Here is a 19,648-nt window from a genome sequence, read left to right on the forward strand (position 1 = left end):
GCACCGACGCCGATCGACCGGTTTTCCTCCCGACGCACGACCGGGCCGGCCCCGTCGTACGACAGGACCGGCCCGGCCGGTGGAGCGCGGGTGCGGCGGGACGTCAGGCCAGGGTGGCCAGCGCGTCGTTCAGCGTCTGCGAGGGGCGCATGACGGCGTCGGCCTTGGCCGCGTCGGGGCGGTAGTAGCCCCCGATGTCGGCCGGGCTGCCCTGCACGCCGTTGAGCTCGCCGACGATGGTGTCCTCGGCGTCGGCCAGCGTGGTGGCCAGCGCGGTGAACCTCTCGGCCAGGTCGGCGTCGTCGGTCTGCGCGGCCAGCTCCTGGGCCCAGTAGAGGGCCAGGTAGAAGTGCGAGCCGCGGTTGTCGATGCCGCCGACGCGGCGCGTGGGCGACTTGTCCTCGTTGAGGAAGGTGCCGGTGGCGCGGTCGAGGGTGTCGGCCAGCACCTGCGCGCGGGCGTTGTCGGCGTAGCCGGCCAGGTGCTCGAAGGAGGCGGCCAGGGCGAAGAACTCCCCGAGGCTGTCCCAGCGCAGGTAGTTCTCCTTGACCAGCTGCTGCACGTGCTTGGGGGCGGAGCCGCCGGCGCCGGTCTCGAAGAGGCCGCCGCCGTTCATCAGCGGCACGACCGAGAGCATCTTGGCCGACGTGCCGAGCTCGAGGATCGGGAAGAGGTCGGTGTTGTAGTCGCGCAGCACGTTGCCGGTCACCGAGATGGTGTCCTCGCCGCGGCGGATGCGCTCCAGGGAGTACGCCGTGGCCTCGGCGGGCGCCATGATCTCGATGGTCAGGCCGTCGGTGTCGTGCTCGGGGAGGTACTCGCGGACCTTGGCGATGAGGTTGGCGTCGTGGGCGCGCTGCTCGTCGAGCCAGAAGATCGCCGGGGCGCCGGTGGCGCGGGCGCGGGTGACGGCGAGCTTGACCCAGTCGCGGATCGGGGCGTCCTTGGTCTGGCAGGCACGCCAGATGTCGCCCGGCTCGACGGTGTGCTCGATGAGGGTCGCGCCCGAGCCGTCGACCACGCGCACGGTGCCGGCGGCCGGCACCTCGAAGGTCTTGTCGTGCGAGCCGTACTCCTCGGCGGCCTTGGCCATCAGGCCGACGTTGGGCACCGAGCCCATGGTCGCCGGGTCGAAGGCGCCGTGGGCGCGGCAGTCGTCGATGACGGTCTGGTAGACGCCGGCGTAGGAGGAGTCGGGGATCACGGCGAGCGTGTCGGCCTCCTCGCCGTCGGGGCCCCACATGTGGCCCGAGGTGCGGATCATGGCCGGCATCGAGGCGTCGATGATCACGTCGGAGGGCACGTGCAGGTTGGTGATGCCCTTGTCGGAGTCGACCATGGCCAGCTTCGGGCCGTCGGCCAGGCCGGCCTCGACCGCGGCCTTGACGGCGTCGCCGTCGGGGAGGTCGGCCACGGCCGACATCAGGGCGCCGAGCCCGTCGTTGGGCGAGATGCCTGCGGCGGCGAGCTGCTCGCCGTACTGCTCGAAGAGCGTGGGGAAGAAGGCCTGCACGACGTGGCCGAAGATGATCGGGTCGGAGACCTTCATCATCGTGGCCTTGAGGTGGGTGGAGAAGAGCACGTCGTCGGCCTTGGCCCGCGCGATCTGCTCGGTGAGGAAGCGCCGCAGGGCGGCGACGTTCATGAACGTCCCGTCGACGACCTCGCCGGCCAGCACGGGCACCGACTCCTTGAGGACCGTCACGGTGCCGTCGGCGGCGACGTGCTCGATGCGCAGGGTGTCGTCGGCCTCGATGACCACCGACTTCTCGTTGGAGAAGAAGTCGTCCTTGCCCATGGTGGCGACGTTGGTGCGCGAGTCCTCGCTCCAGGCGCCCATGCGGTGCGGGTGGGCCTTGGCGTAGCCCTTGACCGAGGCGGGGGCGCGCCGGTCGGAGTTGCCCTCGCGCAGGACGGGGTTGACCGCGGAGCCCTTGGTCTTGTCGTAGCGGGCCCGGATCTCCCTCTCCTCGTCGGTCTGCGGGCTCTCCGGGTAGGCCGGCAGGTCGTAGCCCTGCTCCTGGAGCTCCTTGATGGCCGCCTTGAGCTGCGGCACCGAGGCCGAGACGTTGGGCAGCTTGATGATGTTGGCCTCGGGCTTGGTGGCCAGCTCGCCGAGCTCGGCGAGGTGGTCGGCCACCCGCTGCTCCTCGGTCAGCCGCTCGGGGAACTGCGAGATGATGCGGCCGGCGAGGGAGATGTCACGCGTCTCGACCTCGACGCCCGCCTGAGCGGCGTAGGCCTGGATGATCGGGAGGAAGGAGTACGTCGCGAGCAGCGGCGCCTCGTCCGTGTGCGTGTAGATGATGGTGGCCATGGTGTGCGGCGACTCCTCAGGAGCTGGAAGAATTCTTGATGTCAAGATACCCGACGCGTCGGCGACCACGGGTCGCACCGTCCGGGCCCGCCCAGCCTGTCAGCCGGCGGCTGTCTAGTCACCCCGTCGGGGGTGCGCCGGCGGGTTTGGTCGGGTCGCCGCGGGGGGACGACTCCGGGCATGGCCACATCCCCTGACCCCACGTCCTCGGAGGCCGTCACCCCGGCGGCCACCGCACCCTCCGCCCCCGACGGCACCCCCGCCCAGAAGCTGGCCGCCGAGGCGCTCGGCACCGCCGTCCTCGTCCTGGTCGGCTGCGGCTCGCTCGTGCTGGCCTCCAGCAGCAGCGGGTTCGGCGACGCCAACATCCTCTCGGTCGGCCTCTCCTTCGGCCTCGCCGTCACCGTCATGGCCTACGCCGTGGGACGCGTCTCCGGCGGGCACTTCAACCCCGCCGTCTCCGTCGCGGCCGCGGTCAGCGGGCGGATGACGTGGGCCGAGGCCGGCCGCTACGCCGGCGCCCAGGTCGTCGGCGGCATCATCGGCGCCCTCGTGCTGCTCGTGCTCGCGCTCGGCAACGACCGCTTCGAGGCCTTCGACACCAGCCTGGCCGCCAACAGCTGGGGCGACGACGGCACCGGCTACGCCCTCTGGGCGGCGCTGCTGGTCGAGATCGTGCTCACCGCGCTCTTCGTCTTCGTCGTCCTCGCGGTCACCGACCGCCGCAGCAGCGTCAACGCCGCCTTCGCGCCGCTCGTCATCGGCCTGACCCTGGCGGTCATCCACTTCGTGGCCATCCCCCTGACCGGCACGTCGGTCAACCCCGCGCGCTCGATCGGGCCCGCGCTCTTCTCCGGGGTCGACCCGCTGCTGCAGCTGTGGGTCTTCATCGTGGCGCCCCTGCTCGGTGCCGTGGCCGGCGGCCTGGCCTACCCCGCGCTCTTCGGTCGCGACGCCGACCCGGTCGAGGGCTCGGGCCTCAGCTTCTCCCGCCCGGCCAGGGCCCAGCAGCCCGTCGCCCAGCAGGGTGGCCAGCAGGGCTGGTCCCAGGGCGCCCAGCAGGGCGGCTGGGCCCAGGGCGGCCAGCAGGGCCAGCAGGGCTGGGCGCCCGAGCCGGCACCGATCATCCAGGACGGCTGGCAGTGGGACCCGGTCGCCGGGCAGTGGAAGCCGCTCGAGCAGCCCCAGGCGCCCCAGCAGACCGGCCAGCAGACCGGCCAGCAGGGCTGGGGGCCGACCACCGGGCAGACCGGGCAGACGGGTCAGGCCGGTCAGGCCGGCGGGCAGTGGCCCGACGAGGGCGACGGCCGCACCCAGATCCGTCCCTGACCCACCCGCCGACCCACCCGCTCGACGCTCACCCGACGCCGGTGAGGACGACCTCGTCCTCACCGGCGTCGCTGCGCACCAGCCCGTCTCCCGGGGCGTAGGAGTCGACGCGGGTGCCGCTGCGGCTCTCGACCTGGAGCACCACCACGTCGTCGGAGGAGCCGCCGGGGCGCGCGAGGTCCTGGTCGACCGCGACCACGGTGACGACCACGGGCGTGCCAGCCGTGCCCCCGACGGCGAGCCACCCGTCGCCGTACCGCGGCTGCGCCGGCATCCACAGCCCGGCCTCCGCGCCGTCGACCCCGGCCTCGAAGTCGGGCCCGCCCCCGGCGCTGGCCATCCACCACACGTTGCCGTCGACGTCCTGCGCGAAGAGGTCGACCACGCGGCCGCCGCCCGCGCCCCGGCCCGTCGTCACGGTCGTGAGGGCCGTGGTCGGCACACCGGCGACGTCGGGCCCGGCGCTCACGCTGCGGGTCACCTCGAGCCCGGGGCCCTGCGCGCCGGTCGGCGTCGTCGGCGCGGCCAGGGTCGCGACGGCGCCCGGCTCCAGGGGGAACCACGGGTTGTCGACGCGCTCCACGAAGTCGTCGGGGTCGGGCGTGGGCGTGGGCACCGTCAGCAGGTCGACGCCCGTCGGCGGGCTCAGCGGCGCCGAGGAGGAGCAGCCGCCGAGGACGGCGACGGCGGCCAGCGTCACCACCGCGGCGCCCGCACCGCGACGGGAGGGGTGGGCGGGGGGACGGCCGCGGCGCAGACGCATGGCGCCCATGCTCCCCCAGGGCGCGAACCCCGCTGCTGCTGGGCCCCGCGCCGCTGCTAGCGTCGGAAGCCAGACCGCCCCAGGACCTCGTCAAGGAGATCTCGTGAGCCCCACCCCGTTGAAGGTCGCCGTCACCGGCGCCGCCGGCCAGATCGGCTACAGCCTGCTCTTCCGCCTCGCCAGCGGTGCGCTGACCGGCGGCCAGCCGATCGAGCTGCGCCTGCTCGAGATCACCCCCGCGCTCAAGGCGCTCGAGGGTGTCGTCATGGAGCTCGACGACTGCGCGTTCCCGGGCCTGGCCGGTGTCGAGATCGGCGACGACGCGGAGACCATCTTCGACGGCGTCAACCTCGCCCTCCTGGTCGGTGCCCGCCCCCGCGGCCCCGGCATGGAGCGCGGCGACCTGCTCTCGGCCAACGGCGCGATCTTCACCGCCCAGGGCAAGGCCCTCAACAAGGTTGCGGCCTCCGACGTGCGCGTCGGTGTCACGGGCAACCCCGCCAACACCAACGCCCTCATCGCGATGACCAACGCCCCCGACATCCCGCAGGAGCGCTTCTCGGCGCTGACACGCCTCGACCACAACCGCGCGATCTCGCAGCTGGCGGCCAAGACCGGCGCCGCGGTGACCGACATCAGCCACATGACCATCTGGGGCAACCACTCCGCCACCCAGTACCCCGACCTCTTCCACGCCCAGGTCGGCGGACGCAACGCCGCCGAGGTCGTCGGCGACCAGGAGTGGATCGAGAGCACCTTCATCCCTACCGTGGCCAAGCGCGGCGCGGCGATCATCGACGCCCGCGGCTCCTCCTCGGCCGCGTCGGCCGCCTCGGCCACCATCGACGCCGCGCGCGACTGGCTCTACGGCTCCGCCGAGGGCGACTGGGTCTCCATGGCCGTGCGCTCGCAGGGCGAGTACGGCGTGCCGGAGGGCCTCATCTCCTCCTTCCCGGTCACCACGAAGGACGGCGACTGGTCGATAGTGGAGGGCCTGGAGATCGACGACTTCTCCCGCGCCCGCATCGACGCCTCCACCGCGGAGCTCGCCGACGAGCGCGCCGCGGTCACCGAGCTCGGACTCATCTGAGCCACTGACGCGCGAGCATCCCGCGCACACCCACGAGGGCCCGCCCGGAGCGATCCGGGCGGGCCCTCGTGGGCTAGGTGCCCGGCTGGTTCGGGATGGTCTGGGCGAGGAAGAGCAGCACCGCCCCGACGCCGCCGAGCAGGAGGCAGTCGAGCAGCCGGTGGCGCACGGCGAGCATGCCGGCGTCGCGTCGCGGCAGCACCAGCCGGAAGGTGGCCGCACCGACCAGCGCCCCGCCGATCCAGCGCACGCCGAGGCGCCAGTCGCCGGACCAGGCGATGAAGACTCCGGTGGCACCGGCAGCGAGGACGAAGAGGTAGAGCAGGCCGCCGACGGTGGAGGGGTGACGTCGGTCCTCGGGCTCCTCGCCGACGGGGGCCGCGGGGTCGGCCGGGTCGGCGGGGTCGGCCGGGTCGGCCGGGTCAGCCGGGTCAGCGGGATCCGCGACGGCCTCGAGCTCGGCCGCGACCTCCTCGGCCGACGGCACCGGCGGCACGTCGTCGAGGTGGGCGGGGGGCTGCTCCTCCCCCGCGGGCTGTGGCCGGCTCATCAGGGTCACCTCAGACCGTGGCCTTCTCGGCCATCGTGACCAGGTTCGACAGGAGCATCGCCCGCGTCATCGGGCCGACGCCGCCGGGGTTGGGCGAGACCCAGCCGGCGACCTCCCAGACCTCGTCGGCGACGTCGCCCGCGATCTTGCCGTCGACGCGCGAGACCCCGACGTCGAGCACCGCGGCGCCGGGCTTGACCATGTCGGCGGTGATGATGCCGGGCACGCCGGCGGCTGCGACCACGACGTCGGCCTCGCGCACGTGGGCGGCCAGGTCGCGGGTGCCGGTGTGGCACAGCGTCACGGTGGCGTTCTCGCTGCGCCGGGTCAGCAGCAGGCCCAGCGGGCGACCGACCGTGACCCCGCGTCCGACGACCACGACGTGGGCCCCGGCGATCTCGACGCCGTGGCGGCGCAGCAGCTCGACGATGCCGTACGGCGTGCAGGGCAACGGCGCCTCCGTGCCGAGCACCAGCCAGCCCAGGTTGGTCGGGTGGAGGCCGTCGGCGTCCTTGGCGGGGTCGACCAGGCCGAGCACGCGGTTCTCGTCGATGCCGCGCGGCAGGGGCAGCTGCACGATGTAACCGGTGCACGCGGGGTCGGCGTTGAGGCGGGCGACGTGCTCCTCGATCTCCTCCTGCGTCGCGGTCGCGGGCAGGTCGACGCGGATCGACTCGATGCCGACCTCGGCGCAGTCCTTGTGCTTGCCGCCGACGTACCACCGCGACCCGGGGTCGTCGCCGACGAGCACCGTGCCGAGGCCGGGCACGACGCCCTGCTCGCGCAGGGCCGCCACCCGGGCCTTCAGCTCGTCCTTGATCGCCGCCGCCGTGGCGCTGCCGTCCAGCCTCTGTGCCGTCACGACCGCCAGTCTAGGGACGCGGACGCCTCAGCGCCCGACCGGTGCGCCGACGCGCTCGAGGTGGCGCTGCGCGGCGCCGGCGGCGGGGTGGGAGACGACGGCGGCCGTCACCGCGATGCCCGCGATGAGCGCCCACCCCGGCGTGCCGACCTCGAGGGCGAGGAAGGTGTAGAGCGCCGGGAACGCGATCGCCTCGACCTGCATGCCCATGCCCCACACGCCCTGGTAGTCGCCGAGACGGCGGTGGTCGGAGAGCTCGGCCGCGAACCCCCACGACGCGGCCGACTGCCACAGCTCGGCGCCGGTGATCGTGACGTGGCCGACCCACAGCAGCGCGATCGAGACCCAGCCCGCGGTCTCGTGGGTGACGCTGAGCACGAGGCAGGAGGCCACGAAGGCCCACCCCGACCACCGCACGGCCCGCAGCGCGCCCGCGACGGTGTCGGAGCCCCGTGAGGCGCGCACCTGCAGCAGCACCGCCAGCACCGTGTTGGTGCCGAAGAGCCACGCCAGCAGCGTCTGCGGGGCGTCGGTGCGCTCCACCAGCCACAGCGGCACCACCACGTTGAGCAGCACCTGGTTGGACCCCAGGACGCCGTTGCACAACGCGAGCACCACGAAGCCGGGGTTGCGGTAGGCGGCGGGGCCGGCCTGCTCGAGCGGGCCCCGCACCACCACCGGCCGGGCGACCGACGGCAGCCGCGAGACCATCGCGGCGTTGAGCAGCAGCAGCGCGCCGGTGAGCAGCGGGACGGCGACGATCGCCTCGCGCGTGCCGATGCCCAGCGCGACGCCACCGGCCCCGGCCCCGAGGGTGTAGCCGACGTTGCGGGCCGCGCGCATGTACGCCATCGCCCGCACGCGGGTCTCCCGGGGGAAGACGCTGATCCGGTAGACCTCGCGTGCGGAGCGCGCCGCGGTCTCGACGGCGGCGAGGGTGGCGAGCACGGCCACGAAGAGCACGAAGCCACCGACCGCCGGCCACGAGAAGTAGAGCAGGGCCTCCAGCACTGAGGCGAGCACCCACAGCCGCTTCGCGCCGACCCGGTCGCTGACCCGGCCCAGGGGCACCGAGAGCGCCAGCGCGACCCCCGCCGAGACCGACAGCCCCAGGCCCACCTGGGCCCCCGAGAGGCCCACGACCTGGGTGAAGAACACCGCGGTGCCGGTGAGGAAGGAGCCGGTGGCGAAGGCCGACAGGACGCACTGCAGCGCGAGGTCGCGCTCGAGACGGGTGGGTGGGAGCAGACCCGGGGGAGGCGCACGGAGGTTGGGGTCAGTGGAAGAAGTGCCGCGTGCCGGTGAGGTACATCGTCACGCCCGCGGCCTTGCAGGCCTCGACCGTGAGCTCGTCGCGCACCGAGCCGCCCGGCTGCACGATGGCCGTGACGCCGGCGTCGATGAGCACCTGGGGGCCGTCCTCGAAGGGGAAGAAGGCGTCGGAGGCGGCCACGGCGCCGCGGGCGCGGTCCTCGCCCTCGCCGAGGGTGTTGGCGCGCTCGACGGCCAGCCGGCAGGAGTCGACGCGGTTGACCTGACCCATGCCGATGCCCACCGAGGCGCCCTGGCGGGCCAGAAGGACGGCGTTGGACTTCGCCGAGCGGCACGCCCGCCAGGCGAAGGCGAGGTCGGCGAGGACCTCCTCGGAGGCCGCCTCGCCGGTCGCCAGGGTCCAGCCCGACGGGTCGTCGCCCTCGGCCTGGAAGGAGTCGCGCTCCTGCACCAGCAGGCCGCCGCTGACGGGGCGGGTCTCCACCCCGCCGCGCTCCAGCGGCTCGCACACCAGGATCCGGATGTTCTTCTTGCCCTGGAGCACCTCGACGGCGCCGTCCTCGTAGCCCGGCGCGACGATCACCTCGGTGAACACCTCGGCGACCTGCTGGGCCATCGCCACGGTCACCGGGCGGTTGGCGGCGATCACGCCGCCGAAGGCCGAGACCGGGTCGCAGGCGTGGGCACGGCGGTGGGCCTCGGCGACGTCGGCCCCGACCGCCACCCCGCAGGGGTTGGCGTGCTTGATGATCGCCACCGCGGGCTCGGCGAAGTCGTAGGCCGCACGGCGGGCGGCGTCGGTGTCGACGTAGTTGTTGTAGGACATCTCCTTGCCGTGCAGCTGCTCGGCCGAGGCCAGTCCGGCCGCACCGTGGCCGCTGCGGTAGAGCGCGGCCGGCTGGTGCGGGTTCTCCCCGTAGCGCAGGACCGAGGCCTGCTCCCAGGTCGCGCCGATCCAGGCCGGGAAGCCGGTGCCGCGGGAGGAGTCGGTGAGCACGCTGCCCATCCACGAGGCCACGGCCACGTCGTAGGACGCGGTGTGCACGAAGGCCTCGGCGGCCAGCGCCTTGCGCTCCTCCAGGGTGAAGCCGCCCGCGGCGACGGCGGCGAGCACGTCGGCGTAGCGCTGCGGCGAGGTGACGATCGCGACCGAGGGGTGGTTCTTGGCCGCGGCGCGCACCATCGAGGGCCCGCCGATGTCGATCTGCTCCACGCACTCGTCGGGCGAGGCGCCGGACGCGACGGTCCGGGTGAAGGGGTAGAGGTTGGAGACGACCAGGTCGAAGGGCTCCACGCCGAGGTCGGCCAGCTGCGCCACGTGGGTCTCGAGACGGCGGTCGGCCAGGATGCCCGCGTGCACCCTGGGGTGCAGCGTCTTGACCCGGCCGTCGAGGCACTCGGGGAAGCCGGTGAGGTCCTCGACCTTGGTGACCGGCAGGCCCAGCCCCTCGATCAGGGCCGCCGAGCCACCGGTGGAGACCAGGGCCACCCCGGCCTCGTGGAGGCCGCGGGCGAGCTCCTCGAGCCCGGACTTGTCGTAGACGGAGACCAGGGCCCGCTGGATCGGGACGCGCATGTCGCTCATGGAGGGGTTGCTCCTCATCGGTTCGTCGGTCGAGTCGATGAGGGCACCCAGGCGGTCGATGCACTCGCCCCCGCGTGGATCGAGCGGGGCACTCCCCGGTGGTGGTCCCACCTGCGCCAGTCGTGTGCGCCCATCATAGGAGGACTCAGCCGCCGAAGCGCACCCGACGGCCCTCGACCACCACGCCCTCGCGGGCGATGCGGCCCACCGCGTCGACGAGCATCGCGCGCTCGGCGGTCTTGATCCGCTCGTGGAGGCTCGCGACGTCGTCGTCGTCCTCGACCGGCACGACGCTCTGCGCGACGATCTGCCCGGTGTCGACGCCGGCGTCGACGACGAAGAGCGTCGCACCGGTGACCTTCACGCCGTACTCCAGCGCGTCACGCGGGCCGTGCATGCCCGGGAACGACGGCGACAGCGCCGGGTGGGTGTTGACCACGCGACCGCCGAAGCGGCCCAGGAAGCTCGCCCCGACCAGCTTCATGAAGCCGGCCAGCACGACCAGGTCGGGCTCGTGGGCGGCGACGGCGTCGGTGAGGGCGGCGTCCCAGTCCTCGCGCGAGGCGTGCTCGCCCACGCGGTGGACGAAGGTCGGCACCCCCGCTCGCCGGGCACGGGCCAGCCCCTCGATGCCGTCGCGGTCGGCGCCGACGGCGACCACCTCGGCGCCGTACGCCGGGTCGGCGCACGCGTCGAGGAGGGCCTGGAGGTTGGTGCCGGAGCCCGACACGAGGACGACGAGACGGGAGGACACGGCCGGACTCTAGCCCGCGTTCAGCGGCGCGGGCGCGGGGAGCGGCGCAGCCGCGACGCCCAGGGGCGGCCGACGACGGGCGCCGGCGCCTCGCCGTCGAGGCTGCGCGACCGGTGACGCTGCCAGGCGGTGACGAGCAGCCCGCCGACCAGGCCGCCGAGACCGAAGGCGGTGACGGCGTGGACGGTCAGCTCGTGGGCCAGCGGGCCCACGTCGCGCATGCGGCCCGGGCCGACGGCGCCGCCCGCGAGGGAGGCGAGGAGGCCGAGCACGAGACCGGCCACCACTCCCCCGGCGCAGCCGCGCAGCGCGCCCTCGTCCCAGCGCAGGGTCGGTGCCCGGCGCTGGGCCTGCACGGCGACGACCGCGGCCACGAGGGCGGGCAGCGCGACGAGGGCGACCGTCCAGGCGGGGGTCGGTCCGGTGTCGGGCAGGGCGGCCAGCAGCGGGAACATCGGCAGCGGGCCGAGCACGACGGCGGAGGGCGAGACCAGGGTGCCGACGCCGACGGTGAAGCCCGGACCCACGAGGTAGGAGGCGGCGAAGAGCACCGCGTTGGGCACCACGGCGAGGCTGGCCACCGAGAAGGCGGTGGCGTCGCCGGCGTCGGTGTGCAGCTGGGAGAGCACGTTGGCGGCGGTGTCGAGGTCGACCAGGAGGGCCAGGAGGAAGGCCGCCGCGGAGAGGGCCAGCCAGGTCACCAGCAGCCGGCGCGCCACCCGGGACGCGTGGCGCAGCACCGGGGGCACCGCCGGGGCCCAGATGGCGGCGCGGCCCGAGGCGACCGCGATGGCCGGGGTCGCCACCAGCAGGCCCAGGCCGAGCACCCAGCCGAGCACCGGGGTGGTCGCGGGCGCCGTGGTCGCCGTGGCGGCGAGGGTCACTACCCCCACCGCGACCACGGCGTAGGCGACGGTGAAGAGCAGCGCGGCCACCGGCACGGTCCAGTCGCGCTCCCCGTCGCTGATCGCGTCGGCGTCGGGGCCGTGCCCCGACACCGCGTCGCCGACGCGCAGCGCGACCCGCCAGCACGACCAGGCGCACAGGGCCGTGAGCCCGAGAGGGACGGCGGTGACCGCGACCCCGCCGACCACCACGCCCGAGCCGTGGGCCGTCAGCCACGCCAGCGCGCCGACGCGCAGGGCGTCGTGCGGCTCGCCGTGGGCGCCGGCGTCGGTGAGGAACCACCCGATCACCGCCACCGCGAGGCACACCAGCAGGGTCGCACCGGCTGCCACGGCGCCGCCGAGGGTGGCGGTGAGCACGAGCGGTCGGCGGTGGGCACCGCCGGGCGCCGGGCGCCGGCCGGTGGCGCCGGGGGTGCGGCGCGCGGTCGAGGAGTCGGGCAGCAGCGAGGTCATGGCCCGACCATCCTGACCCCGCCCCCCGGCGTCGCGTCGGTCCCACGCCGAGCGGCGCGGGCCCTCGGCGCGGGTGGCGAGCGCCACGCCGGTGACGCGCCGCTCGGGTTGGCGGGCCTCACCGCGGATCGCTTACGTTGGACGACGCCATGGCGGACCCCACCGACTTCGACGCGTTCTACAAGGACGCACGCGCGCGACTGCTGCTGCAGACCTACGCGCTCACCGGGGACCTGGCCGCCTCGCGCCGCGCGGTGCGCGACGCCTTCGTCGCCGCCTGGCACCACTGGCGCAAGGTCTCGCGCAGCGCCGACCCCGAGGCCTGGGTGCGCCCCGTCGCCTGGTCGCACGCGCTGCGACGCCACACCACGCGGCCCTTCCACAAGGAGAAGGGCCTCGACCCCGAGGCCGCCGCCACCCTGGAGGCGCTGGCCGGCCTCCCGCTGCTGCAGCGCCGGGTGCTGCTGCTGGCCCACCTGGCGTCGCTGTCGATGACCGACCTGGCCCGCGAGGTCGGGATCCCCCCGGCCGACGCCGAGCGGGAGCTGCAGAGCGCGACGGCGCGCTTCGGGCTGCTGCGCGACCTGCCCACGCCGCTGGTGCGCACCGCGCTCGAGCCGCTGGCCGAGGTCGTCGCCGAGGCCCGCTGGCCCCGCCCGACCATCGTGCGGCGCACCGGGGCCGCGCGGCGGCGTACGCACACCGGCGTGGGCGCGGCGCTGGTCGTGGGCGCCCTGCTGCTGACGGGCACGCTGGTCACCGACACGGCCGGGGTGAGGCCCACGCTGCAGCGCGACGCCGTGGCCGCGCCCGGCGACTCCGTCGCCCCCGGCGCGGAGAACCCCGCCGACGACGCGCCGACCGACTCCCCCACGCCCGAGCCCGAGCCGCTCGAGGCCGCCGCGCTCCTCGGCGCCGAGGAGGTGGCCGCACGGCTGCCGGGCGGCGGCTGGCGCGAGGCCGCGACCACCGACGGCACCGAGGGCGACGGCCTGGTGCTGCCCTGCCAGGGGGCGCGGTACGCCGACCCCGAGGGCACGGTCGCCCTGGTGCGCGCCTTCCGGGACCGCCCGCGCGGGCAGGAGGCCCCCCGCTCGGCCTGGCAGCTCGCCGAGTCCTCCCGCACCGACCGGGCCGCCCGGGCCGCCTACGACGGCGCCGCCGGCTGGTTCGCCGGCTGCGACGAGCCCCGGGCCCAGCTGATCTCGACCCAGCGCGTCGACGGGGTCGGCGACGAGGCGGTGCTGCTGGTGCTGCGCGACTGGGCCGCGCCGACGCGCACGGTGGTCGCCGGCGTGGCCCGCACCGGTCGCATCGTCACGGTGACCGCCTCCCAGCGCCGCGGCACCTCCGCCGACGACCTGCTCGACCAGGCGCGGCTGCTCGGGGGCGCCGTCGACGGTCTGTGCGACCTCACCGACGGCGGGGCCTGCACCACCCGGGCGCGGCTCAGCCCCGCCGACGCCCTGCCGGTCGGCGAGGTGCCCTCGCTGCTCTCGGCCGTCGACCTGCCCCCGGTCGGCTCGGTCACCCGCCCCTGGGTCGGCACCGAGCCCGAGCGCGCCCGCGACAACGACGCGGCGACGCGCTGCGACCAGACCAGCTTCGTCGGCGACTTCCGCGGCGCGCGCTTCAGCGACAGCCGCACCCGCACGTTCCTCGTGCCGGGTGGACGGCTGCCCACGTCGTTCGGGCTGACGCAGACCGTCGGGTCCCTGCCGGTGCCCCAGGCGCGGGCCCTCGTCGAGCAGGTGCGCTCGAGGATGGCCAGCTGCGCCGACCGCGACCTGGGCACCGACGTGGTCACCGTGACCTCCCAGACCGGTCCCGAGCGCTCCCTCGACGTCTGGGACGTCACCGTCGACGTCTCCGACGACACCTCCGTGCGCTTCGTCGTCGCCCTGCTGCGGCGCGGCACGGCGGTCAGCCAGATCGGCTTCGTGCCCGGCCCCGACGCGACCATGGCGGGCGGCGCGTTCCTCGCGCTCGCCGAGCGCGCCGCCGAGCGGCTGGCCGAGCAGCCGGCCCCCCGACGCGCCGACTGAGAGCCGCTCCGCACGGGTGCGGCGTGTCGTGCAACCGCACGGCCCCGCCGCGCGTACCACTCCCGAGACAGCAGCGACACGGGAGCACGCGACGAGCGCGGGCACGGGACGGAGACGCCATGGACGAACGCGAGTTCGACGACTTCTACGCCGCGTCCTACGCCCGGCTAGTCGGCCAGGTCCACGCCATGATCGGCAGCCGCGACGAGGCCGAGGAGTGCGTGCAGGAGGCCTTCGTGCGGGCCTGGGCGCACCGGCGCAGGCTCGACCGGGCCGACCACCCCGAGGCCTGGGTGCGCACCACCGCCCACCGGCTGGCCGTGAGCCGCTGGCGCCGCACCGTGCTGGGTCGCCGCCCCGCCGACCGCGCCGTCTCCGCGCCGGTCGCCGCCCCGCCACCGAGCGAGGCCCACGTCGCGCTGGTCGCGGCGCTGGGACGCCTGCCCGAGGCGCAGCGCCAGGCGCTGGTGCTGCACCACATCGCCGACCTGCCGGTGCGGGCGGTGGCCCGCGAGGTCGGGGTGCCCGAGGGCACGGTGAAGGCGCGGCTCAGCCGGGGCCGCGCCGCTCTCGCCGCCCTGCTCGCCGACGACGACGGCCTCCAGGAGGGAGCCCACCATGCCTGAGCCCACCGATCCCGCCGACCTCTTCACCCGCTTCCTGGCCGAGGAGGCCCCCGTGCACCCCCTGCCCGCGTCCGAGGTACGCCGCCGCGGCGACCGGCTGCGCCGCCGCCACCGCGCCCTCACAGCCGCCGCCGGCGCCGCTGCGGCCCTCCTCGTCGCCACGCCGCTCGCGCTGGCCACCCGGGGCGCCGAGACCGCCGGCCTCGACCCGGCGGCGCCGAGCCCGACCGCCACCCCGGCGCCGGGCGACGTCGACTGGGTGACCGGCGTGCCCGCCGACTTCCCGCTCGGCGCGGGTCTGCGGGGCCTGAGCGAGCAGCCCGAGGTCGTGCCCGGCTTCGCTCCCGACCCGCCGGTGCGGGGCTGCCAGGGCGGGGCCTACACCGCCGAGGCCCCCGTGCGGGCCGTCGACGCCGTGCAGCTCGACGCACCCAACGCGCCGGGCTCCGAGGGCGGCGTGCAGCGCGGCCTGCTGCTCTACGCCGACGACGACGCCGCGCGGGAGGTGCTCGCGGCCCAGGAGGCGGCGCTCGCGGACGGCTGCGGCTCGGCCGACCCGCTCGTCTCCGACCTCGGCGAGGGCTCGGTGGTCTGGGTCCAGCGCTCCGGCGACGCCGGGGAGGGCGAGCTCGTGCAGCTCGTCACGGTCGGCAACGCCGTGCTCGCGACGTCGACCACGTTCGGCGGCGCCGGCGACGCGCAGGTCGTCGAGCAGACCCGGGAGCTGGCGCAGAGCACCTCGGCCCTCGTGGTCTCCTCGCTGTGCGTCTTCGCCGCCGACCCCTGCTCGCAGCCGCCCGGCGCGACCGACGCCGACGCGACGACGGCCGGCGACCGGGTGCCCGACGGCTTCCCGCTCACCGCGGGCTACCCCGACGACGCCGCCGCCGGGAGCGGTCAGCCGGGACTCCAGGAGCTCTCCCGGGCGGTCGGTCCGCTGACCCTCGCCGCGTGCGGGCGCGAGGTGGCGCTGCCCCCCGGTCGCACCGACCTCGTCCGGGCCGGGTGGAGCGACCGCGACGACCTCCGGCTGCGCAACCTGGCCGTCTTCGCCCGCGCCGAGGACGCCCGCGCCTACGCCGACGACGTGCTCGCGCTCCACCGCGACTGCCCCGTCGACACGGGTGCCACCGGCACCGCCGTCGAGACCGCGGTCGTCGCCAGCGACCTGGGCGAGCAGGCCGGCGTGGTCGTCCGGAGCACCACGGGCGCCGACGCCGCCCCGCCGCAGGTCCTGCACGTGGTCAGGGTGGGTCGGGCGGTGCTGGTCTCGCTGGTGACCGGCCCCTCCGTGCCGGCCGGCTCCAGCCCGGCCGAGGCCGCCGCTCAGAGCGACACCGCCGTGCGCGAGGTGGCGGCCGCGATGGAGGTCTTCGCCGGCTGACGGCGTCCGCCCGCACGCACGAGCGGCCCGCCCCCGGCAGGGGACGGGCCGCTCGTGGCGTACGCGGGGTGGGTCCGGGGTCAGAGACCCTGGAGGATCTCCCGCATCAGCTGGGCGGTCTCCGACGGCGTCTTGCCGACCTTGACGCCCACGGCCTCGAGGGCCTCCTTCTTGGCCTGCGCCGTGCCCGAGGAGCCCGAGACGATGGCGCCGGCGTGGCCCATCGTCTTGCCCTCGGGAGCGGTGAAGCCCGCGACGTAGCCGACGACCGGCTTGGTCACGTGGTCCTTGATGTACGCCGCCGCGCGCTCCTCGGCGTCGCCGCCGATCTCGCCGATCATGACGATCGCGCGGGTGTCGGGGTCGGCCTCGAACGCCGCGAGGGCGTCGATGTGGGTGGTGCCCACGATCGGGTCGCCGCCGATGCCGATGGCGGTCGAGAAGCCGAAGTCACGCAGCTCGAACATCATCTGGTAGGTCAGCGTGCCCGACTTCGAGACCAGGCCCACCGGGCCGGAGCCCGAGATCGTGGCCGGGGTGATGCCGGCCAGGGCCTCGCCCGGGGTGATGATGCCCGGGCAGTTGGGCCCGATCATCCGGGTGCCGCCGTGGTTGCTGGAGCCCTGGAGGTAGGACCACACCTCGGCGGTGTCCTGCACCGGCACGCCCTCGGTGATGACCACGAGCAGGCCGATGCCCGCGTCGATGGCCTCGAGGCAGGCGTCCTTGGTGAACGCCGGCGGCACGAAGGCGACCGACACGTCGGCGCCGGTCTCCTTCATGGCCTCCTCGACGGAGCCGAAGACGGGCAGCTCGACGCTGGAGCCGTCGGCGGCGGTGTGGGTCACGGTGGTGCCGGCCTTGCGGGCGTTGACGCCGCCCACGACGTTGGTGCCGGACTTCAGCATCAGGGCGGTGTGCTTGGTGCCCTCCCCGCCCGTGATGCCCTGGACGATGACCTTGCTGTCCTTGTTGAGGTAGATCGACATATCGCTCTCAGTCCCGTTCTCAGGCGTTCGCCAGCTCGGCGGCCTTGTCGGCCGCGCCGTCCATCGTCTCCACGAGCGTCACCAGCGGGTGGTTCTTCTCCTGGAGGATGCGGCGACCCTCCTCGACGTTGTTGCCGTCGAGGCGGACGACCAGCGGCTTGGTGGCCTCGTCGCCGAGGATGTCGAGGGCGCCCACGATGCCGTTGGCCACGGCGTCGCAGGAGGTGATGCCGCCGAAGACGTTGACGAAGACGCTCTTGACCTGCTCGTCGTTGAGGATCACGTCGAGGCCGTCGGCCATGACCTGCGCCGAGGCGCCGCCGCCGATGTCGAGGAAGTTGGCCGGCTTGACGCCGCCGTGCTTCTCGCCGGCGTAGGCGACCACGTCGAGGGTCGACATGACCAGGCCCGCGCCGTTGCCGATGATGCCCACGGCACCGTCGAGCTTGACGTAGTTGAGGCCCTTCTCCTTGGCCTTGGCCTCGAGCGGGTCGGCCGCGGCCTTGTCCTCGAAGTCGGCGTGCTCGGCGTGGCGGAACTCGGCGTTCTCGTCGAGGGAGACCTTGCCGTCGAGCGCCTCGAGCCGGTCACCGGCCAGACGGGCCAGCGGGTTGACCTCGACGAGGGTGGCGTCCTCCTCGACGAACACCTTCCACAGCGCGAGCACGGTCTGCACGGCCTGGTCGGTGAGCGCCTCGGGGAAGGCCGCCTCGGCGACGATCGCGCGGGCCTTGGCCTCGTCGACACCGGTGCCCGGGTCGATGGCGATCTGCTTGACGGCGTCGGGGTTGGTCTTCGCGACCTCCTCGATCTCGACACCGCCCTCGACGCTGGCGATGCAGAGGTACTGACGGTTGGCGCGGTCGAGCAGGAAGGAGAAGTAGTACTCCTCCTCGATGCTGGCCGCGGGGGCGATGAGCACCCGGTTGACCGTCAGGCCCTTGATCTCCATGCCGAGGATGGCCTGGGCGTGCTGCTCGGCCTCGTCGGGGGTCTTCGCCAGCTTGACGCCGCCGGCCTTGCCGCGGCCACCCGCCTTCACCTGCGCCTTGACCACGCAGACGCCGAGCTTCTCGGCGGCCTCGCGGGCCTCGGCGGGGGTGTTGGCGACGATGCCGGGAGTCCCCGGGACGCCGTGCTTGGCGAAGAGCTCCTTCGCCTGGTACTCCATCAGGTCCACTGATCCACCAGTTCTCTAGTGTGCTGCGCTGTGAGGGCGCCTTGGTTGAGTCGTTGGACGAGCCTGGGCGAGCCTGGGCCCGACGACCGTCCGCTCCCGCGTGAGCACGGGCGGAGGCCTCCGGCACCTTAGTCCCGTCGCGGGCCGCGGCACGAGGGCGCGGGGGCGCGACGTGACCGAGGTCATGCGGTGACGGGCCGCCGTCGTCCACATTTGTCACGGCGCCGAGTTCCGCCTGCTGCACCGGGTCCGTTACAGTCTTGGCTCGTTCGCCCCCGACCACCTGAAAGGGTGGGCCGGCCGCCAGGTCCGGCGCCCCCCACCACCGTCGATCACGGGAGTCACTGCTTCATGGGTCATCACCGAGTCGCACCCACCGGCACCAGCCGCAGCGATCTCGGGACCCCTGACACCCCAGCGGACACCCCGGCTGTCACCCCGGCCTACCGCGGCCGTCGCGTGGCGACCGTGCCCGTCGACTCCGCCGCGACGACCGCCGCACCGGCGGCGCCCTACGTCGGCCGCCGCGTGGCCCGCCCGGCCCCGGTCGTCACCGTCGAGCCGGTCACCGCGTCCGCCGGGCGCCTCGACACCGGCCCGGGTCTCGACGCCGGCACGGTGGACCGGATCCTCGCCGACCTCGAGCCGGTCGACCACACCACCTCCTTCGCCTCCGACCCGACCGAGCTGCTGCCGCTGACGCCGGCGCGCCCGGGTCTGTCGCACCCCGAGACCGCCGAGCTCCGCACCGCGGGCAGGCGCAAGGCCGTCAAGCACGCCGGCGACCGCGGCGCGCTCCTGCGCCGGATGCCCTCGGTGCCGGTGCTCGTGGGGATCGCGGCGCTCGCGGTCTCCGTGGGCGGCGCGGTCACCGCCACCGACACCGACCTGGCCGCCCAGGAGGCGGCGCCCGTCGGCCCCAGCAGCGCCCTCACCGGCTCCAGCGGCGGTGGCGTCGTGGGCCTCGACCGCGAGGAGCGCATCTCGCGCGACTCCAGCCGCGACGCGCTGGGCGACCTCGCCGACGAGCGGCTCGTCGAGGCCGCCGAGGCCCAGGCCGCGGAGCGCAACACCGAGCTGCGCACCCTCGCCAACGCCGCCGAGGTGCAGTCGAAGAAGATCGAGGCCAACCAGTGGGTCCTGCCGCTCAGCGGCTACCGCCTCACCGCGCGCTACGGCGAGTACGGCCTGTGGGCGACCTACCACACCGGCCTCGACTTCGCCGCCCCCACCGGCACGCCCCTCGTGGCCATCGCCAACGGCACGATCACCTCGACCGGTTACGACGGCGCCTACGGCAACAAGACCGTCCTCACCCTCGAGGACGGCACTGAACTGTGGTTCTGCCACCAGACCTCGATCGACGTCTCCCCCGGCGAGACCGTCACCGCGGGCCAGCAGATCGGCACCGTCGGCTCGACCGGCAACGTGACCGGCCCCCACCTCCACCTCGAGGTCCGCCCCGGCGGCGGCGACCCGGTCGACCCCTACGAGGCGCTCTCGGTCAACGGCGTCACGCCGTAGCACCGCCAGGGCCGGGC

Annotated in this window: 16 protein-coding genes; 6 read left to right on the forward strand and 10 right to left on the reverse strand. The window is 74.7% G+C overall.

All coding sequences use genetic code 11. The annotated features are described in order from the left end of the window. Positions 1–103: 103 nt before the first annotated feature. The gene (locus M3673_RS11825; RefSeq protein WP_193661285.1) at positions 104–2,317 is read right to left on the reverse strand and encodes an NADP-dependent isocitrate dehydrogenase; all 2,214 of its coding nucleotides are present in this window, start codon (positions 2,315–2,317) and stop codon (positions 104–106) included. A 180-nt stretch (positions 2,318–2,497) separates the two neighbouring features. Here M3673_RS11825 and M3673_RS11830 point away from each other — a divergent pair, with 180 nt between their 5' ends. After that, positions 2,498–3,646: an MIP family channel protein gene (locus M3673_RS11830; RefSeq protein WP_227488406.1), complete on the forward strand. Its 1,149-nt coding sequence runs from the start codon at positions 2,498–2,500 to the stop codon at positions 3,644–3,646. A 28-nt stretch (positions 3,647–3,674) separates the two neighbouring features. Here M3673_RS11830 and M3673_RS11835 read toward each other — a convergent pair whose 3' ends face one another. Next, positions 3,675–4,409: a hypothetical protein gene (locus M3673_RS11835; protein WP_193661286.1), complete on the reverse strand. Its 735-nt coding sequence runs from the start codon at positions 4,407–4,409 to the stop codon at positions 3,675–3,677. A gap of 103 nt (positions 4,410–4,512) precedes the next feature. Here M3673_RS11835 and M3673_RS11840 point away from each other — a divergent pair, with 103 nt between their 5' ends. Beyond that, the gene (locus M3673_RS11840; RefSeq protein ID WP_056863850.1) at positions 4,513–5,499 is read left to right on the forward strand and encodes a malate dehydrogenase; all 987 of its coding nucleotides are present in this window, start codon (positions 4,513–4,515) and stop codon (positions 5,497–5,499) included. 73 nt (positions 5,500–5,572) lie between these two features. On the opposite strand, the gene M3673_RS11845 is transcribed toward M3673_RS11840, so the two are convergent. From M3673_RS11845 to M3673_RS11870, 6 genes are all read right to left on the reverse strand, one after another. Beyond that, positions 5,573–6,049: a DUF3017 domain-containing protein gene (locus M3673_RS11845; RefSeq protein WP_251533859.1), complete on the reverse strand. Its 477-nt coding sequence runs from the start codon at positions 6,047–6,049 to the stop codon at positions 5,573–5,575. A gap of 10 nt (positions 6,050–6,059) precedes the next feature. Then, positions 6,060–6,911: a bifunctional methylenetetrahydrofolate dehydrogenase/methenyltetrahydrofolate cyclohydrolase gene (locus M3673_RS11850; protein ID WP_193661288.1), complete on the reverse strand. Its 852-nt coding sequence runs from the start codon at positions 6,909–6,911 to the stop codon at positions 6,060–6,062. Positions 6,912–6,938: 27 nt separating this feature from the next. After that, a complete protein-coding gene (locus M3673_RS11855; RefSeq protein WP_251533861.1) occupies positions 6,939–8,069 on the reverse strand; it encodes an MFS transporter in 1,131 nt (376 codons plus the stop codon). A 118-nt stretch (positions 8,070–8,187) separates the two neighbouring features. Next, on the reverse strand, positions 8,188–9,768 hold the full coding sequence (gene purH / locus M3673_RS11860) for a bifunctional phosphoribosylaminoimidazolecarboxamide formyltransferase/IMP cyclohydrolase (protein ID WP_193661289.1): 1,581 nt from the start codon (positions 9,766–9,768) through the stop codon (positions 8,188–8,190). Between the two features lie 145 nt (positions 9,769–9,913). Next, entirely contained in the window at positions 9,914–10,522 is a 609-nt protein-coding gene (gene purN, locus M3673_RS11865) for a phosphoribosylglycinamide formyltransferase (protein WP_251533863.1), read from the reverse strand. Between the two features lie 20 nt (positions 10,523–10,542). Continuing rightward, the gene (locus M3673_RS11870) at positions 10,543–11,883 is read right to left on the reverse strand and encodes a DUF6350 family protein (RefSeq protein ID WP_193661291.1); all 1,341 of its coding nucleotides are present in this window, start codon (positions 11,881–11,883) and stop codon (positions 10,543–10,545) included. A gap of 149 nt (positions 11,884–12,032) precedes the next feature. Here M3673_RS11870 and M3673_RS11875 point away from each other — a divergent pair, with 149 nt between their 5' ends. The 3 genes from M3673_RS11875 (at position 12,033) to M3673_RS11885 (ending at position 15,938) form a co-directional block, all read left to right on the forward strand. Beyond that, on the forward strand, positions 12,033–13,928 hold the full coding sequence (locus M3673_RS11875) for a hypothetical protein (protein WP_193661292.1): 1,896 nt from the start codon (positions 12,033–12,035) through the stop codon (positions 13,926–13,928). Positions 13,929–14,047: 119 nt separating this feature from the next. Beyond that, a complete protein-coding gene (locus M3673_RS11880) occupies positions 14,048–14,554 on the forward strand; it encodes an RNA polymerase sigma factor (RefSeq protein WP_056863844.1) in 507 nt (168 codons plus the stop codon). Next, complete coding sequence (locus M3673_RS11885) at positions 14,547–15,938, forward strand: hypothetical protein (protein ID WP_251533865.1); 1,392 nt, start codon at positions 14,547–14,549, stop codon at positions 15,936–15,938. The genes M3673_RS11880 and M3673_RS11885 overlap by 8 nt, the downstream gene beginning before the upstream one ends. Positions 15,939–16,018: 80 nt before the next feature. Here M3673_RS11885 and sucD read toward each other — a convergent pair whose 3' ends face one another. Continuing rightward, on the reverse strand, positions 16,019–16,927 hold the full coding sequence (gene sucD / locus M3673_RS11890; protein WP_056863842.1) for a succinate--CoA ligase subunit alpha: 909 nt from the start codon (positions 16,925–16,927) through the stop codon (positions 16,019–16,021). Positions 16,928–16,946: 19 nt separating this feature from the next. Continuing rightward, positions 16,947–18,107: an ADP-forming succinate--CoA ligase subunit beta gene (sucC, locus tag M3673_RS11895; protein ID WP_056863841.1), complete on the reverse strand. Its 1,161-nt coding sequence runs from the start codon at positions 18,105–18,107 to the stop codon at positions 16,947–16,949. Positions 18,108–18,575: 468 nt separating this feature from the next. Between sucC and M3673_RS11900 the strand changes: the two genes are divergently transcribed. Continuing rightward, positions 18,576–19,631, forward strand: coding sequence for a M23 family metallopeptidase (locus M3673_RS11900; RefSeq protein ID WP_200920035.1), 1,056 nt, complete (start codon positions 18,576–18,578; stop codon positions 19,629–19,631). Positions 19,632–19,648 lie beyond the last annotated feature (17 nt).

It is taken from the genome of Nocardioides sp. P86 (assembly GCF_023712465.1).
Classification (GTDB): domain Bacteria; phylum Actinomycetota; class Actinomycetes; order Propionibacteriales; family Nocardioidaceae; genus Nocardioides; species Nocardioides kribbensis.

What these genes read in the sequence shown, in the direction of transcription:
- M3673_RS11825 (WP_193661285.1), bottom strand. Translation starts at nt 2,317, where the DNA reads ATGGCCACCATCATCTACACGCACACGGACGAGGCGCCGCTGCTCGCG.
- M3673_RS11830 (WP_227488406.1), top strand. Translation starts at nt 2,498, where the DNA reads ATGGCCACATCCCCTGACCCCACGTCCTCGGAGGCCGTCACCCCGGCG.
- M3673_RS11835 (WP_193661286.1), bottom strand. Translation starts at nt 4,409, where the DNA reads ATGCGTCTGCGCCGCGGCCGTCCCCCCGCCCACCCCTCCCGTCGCGGT.
- M3673_RS11845 (WP_251533859.1), bottom strand. Translation starts at nt 6,049, where the DNA reads ATGAGCCGGCCACAGCCCGCGGGGGAGGAGCAGCCCCCCGCCCACCTC.
- purH (WP_193661289.1), bottom strand. Translation starts at nt 9,768, where the DNA reads ATGAGCGACATGCGCGTCCCGATCCAGCGGGCCCTGGTCTCCGTCTAC.
- M3673_RS11870 (WP_193661291.1), bottom strand. Translation starts at nt 11,883, where the DNA reads ATGACCTCGCTGCTGCCCGACTCCTCGACCGCGCGCCGCACCCCCGGC.
- M3673_RS11875 (WP_193661292.1), top strand. Translation starts at nt 12,033, where the DNA reads ATGGCGGACCCCACCGACTTCGACGCGTTCTACAAGGACGCACGCGCG.
- M3673_RS11880 (WP_056863844.1), top strand. Translation starts at nt 14,048, where the DNA reads ATGGACGAACGCGAGTTCGACGACTTCTACGCCGCGTCCTACGCCCGG.
- M3673_RS11885 (WP_251533865.1), top strand. Translation starts at nt 14,547, where the DNA reads ATGCCTGAGCCCACCGATCCCGCCGACCTCTTCACCCGCTTCCTGGCC.
- sucD (WP_056863842.1), bottom strand. Translation starts at nt 16,927, where the DNA reads ATGTCGATCTACCTCAACAAGGACAGCAAGGTCATCGTCCAGGGCATC.